Here is a 3,386-nt window from a genome sequence, read left to right as displayed (position 1 = left end):
TCTTTGGATGAAACTTGGGCGGAAAGGGGAGGGGCGATCGCTTCGTTATCCAAGCAATTGCGCAATAGGTTTAGTTTGCATTTTTATCGAGAGCTTACCCATCCTGAAATTGCTATGGGGCAAAAGTGGATAGTCCCAAATTCGAGGATGGCTCCTGTTTCCTTGCAGGATTCTACAAGGGATGATATATGGACAGAAAAGGGAGGGGCGATCGCTTCGTTACTGGAACGAGGGCGCTCTAGGTTGATAAGGGGTTTTTATCAAGAGCTTACCCATCTAGAAAAGACAGAACAGGATTTGTGGAAAGCTGACGCTATTGTCAATACAGTCTGTTTTGTTGCTGAGTCAGGACTTACGCAAAGCCCCCTAAATAACCAAATTATGGGTAACTTTGACATCATTATTCTCCAAAATTGGGTGTTTAGGGGGGCAAAACCAACTCAACTTCGTAAGTCCTATGAGTTTGACACGGGATGAGAGATTGAATGAAAATTAAGGGGGCGATCGCCTGACTGCCTGACACATCTGTGTGAAAACTAGGCTGATCAGGTTCTACACTGTAATGACCGGATGCGCGAAAACCAGATCTGGTCGTAGTAATCAGACTTGGCTTGATGGCTAGCAAAGCATGGTTGTGGATCAAGAGGCAACAATGGTACTGGCGTTAAAAGTAGCCGACCTTTATTGACTACGCCCTTGAGCCAACGCAGACCAATTTTGAGATAGCTGAGGCCTCGAAACCAATGGGGATCTACCTGTCGCCGTAAGCCAACAAGAAGAACAGCCATGCCACGGGCGGTGGTGGCGTAAAGCAAGGCCACGGCAGCCACGGGCATAAGCCGCTAAGCGTGCAACAGCTGAGCGAATGCGAGAGTCTTCGAGCTTCTTTGGCTCCGGATTTGCGATTCTATAAATAGTTCCTCTACCCTAAAACGCAAACCGTATTGCCACAAAGAAAGTAAGGTGGGAGGCTGATCGGTAATAACGGCCCAGGGCTCCTTGACCCCTTTGACCTTGGCTAATACAAGATTACAACGATGTACTCCATCAAGCCATAGACCAACATTACGATAAAAGACAGCTTCTCCTAATGGTGGCCAGAGATAGCTGACTTCAACGGGATAGCGATGGGGGCCATGAAGCAGTACATCACAGGGCAATCGTAGGCAGTAGTGCCAATTGCTAGCTTGTAACCAACTAATCAGATCGTGGTTTGCTTTGCCCCGATGGGCTTTCAACATCACATCAGGATGTTGACTTCATAGCCACTGGCTTCGACGTAACTTGGGTCGATATGTATCGAAGGCTACTGCCGCGCTGTTGTGTTCCAGTACCCGCCATAGGAATGGTACGGCGCGACCACAACAGACCACCGATAGATGAATCATACAGTAGCGATTCCAATTGACTGTGGTATCGAGGGCAAGATCTAGACGGTGAGACTGCCAATCTTTTAAGGCGAGTAAAAAAGCGGGGAAAATAAGCGCGACTTCACACAAATGGCGAGTATTGCTCAAAAAGCGCTGCCAAGGCGCGTTCAACACTTTGGGCAAATTTGGCACGACTCGGGACATAAGGCTCCGGTGGCCGGTTGGCAAAACTATCCACTACAGATTAAGGCGCTGGCCAAAAGGCCACGCTACGCGAACACCATCCAAGCATTAGCTTTGATATGACGCAGTACGCGGTAGCGGCTGTATTGACGCAAAAAGTTAAATAGCTGATTATAAAGTTGGGTAGAGTAAGACATGCTTGCTGTTGAGCTAGTTGTGTAGTGACTCTTGCGCTTGCCTATCACTCTGCCCCAATTCTAGCAAACAACGTCATTGCAAGCTTTGAGCCACTTGTGTCAGGCAGCCAGGGCGATCGCTCTTTCCCGAATAGCTACAGGAAAGCAGGTTTTCCGAATAATCTCATCCCGACCTGACTTTGACGGGCTAAAAATGGAAAGCGAGAACTTCCGTAAGAGGAGGCAGGCAGACGAGGGAAAGGGATTGACTTGGATGGGGTATACGTAAAAAAAACGGGAATGCGGGTAAAAAATTCAGAAAATCAACAAGGAAAACGTCTGGTAGATGAGAGTGACGAAGATGACAAGGGATAAAGCTTGAGTCCAATGTGGTCAAAGCTTTCTCTGGGAGTTAGAATCACTCAGGTAATTGAGCAAAAATAAACAACACGAAACAGAGGACAAATCCAATGTTAAATTTAGTGAAAAAGACAGTTGTCACAGCCATCGCATGTCTGTTTACCATGATGCTTTTTACATCGGGATCGGCCATGGCAGGGAATTATCTGGGATTCAGCACTCCAAATTGTTCCGGCATACCAGTTCTTGAGGCTGATAATCCTATTGAAGCCTGCTTTGCTCAACCCGGTGTTGTATCATGGTGGGATTATGCCGAATGTCATCCGTGTGATTTCTGATTAAGTGCTACCCATGTAGCGATTGGAGTGGAAAAAAGCGCATTAACTGTTTTGTTATCAGAGACTAACTCAAGCCTTATAGCGCTTTTCAAGTTGATGGAATACAAAATTGTATTGACTTGCTATTCGGCTCAACAATGACCTGTAGTAAACTATCTTGAAAACCGCTGTAACACTCCACTCCTAACCCATACTCCTTAAGGGGCTCCCATTCCTTGGAAGTACCCTTAAGGGGTGAAAATACAGCTACAAGAAAGATAGACTGTATAATAGACTGTATAAGGGATAGAGCTTTTATGCCTTTGATAAAATTGAGGTGTTTATGAGGTTTGAGATTCATCAGATCAGTAGCGAGGTCTGACCAAAGTTCCATGGATCGATTCAACCCATAGAGACCCATATAATCCTATCCAAAAATAACTGTGTATTTTAACAGAACGTTTCTTTTCATTCGGGCGACAAATATACTCATTAACTCTCATTTTTTTTTGGGAAATATTTTCCCTGGAAACTGGCTAGGTTATAAGCGAGAGTAATGAGCGAAATAATAGCCATAAAACGCGGCTTATTAACTATCGTATTTTGTCAGATTATATTATCCAGTTTTGTAATGTTTGAACATTGTTTCAATACCCCAACGATTCCCATAAAGCGACTGCATCAAGACAATTATAAAGTCAGTTGACTCTTCTGGAGACTTGTCAGGATATAGCGTTTCTAGGACTCATGAGGTACAGTAACAACAATGAGTTAACCAGTTATGAATATTTTCTTGAGTCACCTTCAGCATTGCGGAGGTAATCCCATCAATTAAATCTTTATAGGTTCTTGCTCCGATTTTTTTTAAAGTACTTTTAACTTTTGATCAAAAATTTTATATCGGTTCTCTTGGTGCGCGTTCACGCTTAGCTTTGAAAAAGTGCGGGGTCGCACCGCGAAAATTTGGGAGAGTAGGGGGA

Annotated in this window: 5 protein-coding genes and 1 pseudogene; 2 read left to right on the top strand and 4 right to left on the bottom strand. The window is 44.6% G+C overall.

All coding sequences use genetic code 11. The annotated features are described in order from the left end of the window. Positions 1-477 (top strand): hypothetical protein (locus F6K20_RS30320; RefSeq protein ID WP_287297183.1); only part of this gene is annotated, 477 nt, incomplete at its 5' end. A gap of 68 nt (positions 478-545) precedes the next feature. Here F6K20_RS30320 and F6K20_RS30315 read toward each other — a convergent pair. From F6K20_RS30315 to F6K20_RS30305, 3 genes are read right to left on the bottom strand one after another with little or no spacing between them, the layout of a single operon-like run. Beyond that, positions 546-836 carry a hypothetical protein gene (locus tag F6K20_RS30315; RefSeq protein ID WP_287297182.1) on the bottom strand — a complete coding sequence of 97 codons (291 nt, stop codon included), beginning with the start codon at positions 834-836 and terminating at the stop codon, positions 546-548. A 6-nt stretch (positions 837-842) separates the two neighbouring features. Next, a complete protein-coding gene (locus F6K20_RS30310; protein ID WP_008183801.1) occupies positions 843-1,241 on the bottom strand; it encodes a hypothetical protein in 399 nt (132 codons plus the stop codon). A gap of 18 nt (positions 1,242-1,259) precedes the next feature. Beyond that, the gene (locus tag F6K20_RS30305; protein ID WP_161603160.1) at positions 1,260-1,562 is read right to left on the bottom strand and encodes a hypothetical protein; all 303 of its coding nucleotides are present in this window, start codon (positions 1,560-1,562) and stop codon (positions 1,260-1,262) included. 637 nt (positions 1,563-2,199) lie between these two features. Between F6K20_RS30305 and F6K20_RS30300 the strand changes: the two genes are divergently transcribed. Next, the gene (locus F6K20_RS30300) at positions 2,200-2,427 is read left to right on the top strand and encodes a hypothetical protein (protein WP_287265385.1); all 228 of its coding nucleotides are present in this window, start codon (positions 2,200-2,202) and stop codon (positions 2,425-2,427) included. 724 nt (positions 2,428-3,151) lie between these two features. On the opposite strand, the pseudogene F6K20_RS30295 reads toward F6K20_RS30300, so the two are convergent. Then, positions 3,152-3,292 (bottom strand): annotated as a pseudogene (locus F6K20_RS30295) (IS630-like element ISMae26 family transposase); the annotation flags it as partial. Positions 3,293-3,386 lie beyond the last annotated feature (94 nt).

The organism is Moorena sp. SIO2C4 (assembly GCF_010672485.1).
In the GTDB taxonomy this organism is placed as follows: Bacteria; Cyanobacteriota; Cyanobacteriia; order Cyanobacteriales; family Coleofasciculaceae; genus Moorena; species Moorena producens.
This window is presented reverse-complemented; position numbering and strand designations above follow the sequence as displayed.

Coding starts and splice junctions, on each gene's coding strand:
- F6K20_RS30310 (WP_008183801.1), bottom strand. CDS start 1,241: ATGTTGAAAGCCCATCGGGGCAAAGCAAACCACGATCTGATTAGTTGG.
- F6K20_RS30300 (WP_287265385.1), top strand. CDS start 2,200: ATGTTAAATTTAGTGAAAAAGACAGTTGTCACAGCCATCGCATGTCTG.
- F6K20_RS30315 (WP_287297182.1), bottom strand. CDS start 836: ATGCCCGTGGCTGCCGTGGCCTTGCTTTACGCCACCACCGCCCGTGGC.